The organism is Vibrio sp. 10N.222.52.B7 (assembly GCF_041474275.1).
GTDB classification, from domain to species: Bacteria; Pseudomonadota; Gammaproteobacteria; order Enterobacterales; family Vibrionaceae; genus Vibrio; species Vibrio crassostreae_C.
This window is the reverse complement of record NZ_JBFRTU010000687.1, coordinates 1-355: the sequence shown is the minus strand read 5'-3', so window position 1 is coordinate 355 and position 355 is coordinate 1. Positions and strand designations below refer to the sequence as shown.

The 355-nt window shown below is 44.8% G+C and carries 1 pseudogene; it reads left to right on the top strand.

Going from position 1 to position 355, the window contains the following annotated elements:
• Positions 1–355: pseudogene (locus tag AB4512_RS24815) on the top strand (AMP-fatty acid ligase); the annotation flags it as partial.

Below are 355 nucleotides of genomic sequence, written 5' to 3'. Positions count from 1 at the left end.
ATATCCAAACCTTATTAGACACCGAAACACGCGAGCCTCTAACCGATAATCTTCCCACCATTGAGTTAGCAGCAATCCAATTGACCCTGTTTACTTCAGGTTCAAGCGGTACGCCAAAGGCCATCGACAAAACCTTAGAGCACCTAGATATTGAAATCGCTCAGCTAGATAAAAACTGGGGCGATTTACTTAAGGGCAACCGAGTCCACAGCACGGTCTCACACCAACATATATATGGTCTGTTGTTCCGAATTTTATGGCCACTTTGTTCTGGTGTTCCATTTGGTCGACACAATCTTGAGTTCCCAGAACAAATCCTATCTCACGCTAACAAACAGAGCGTGCTGATCAGTAG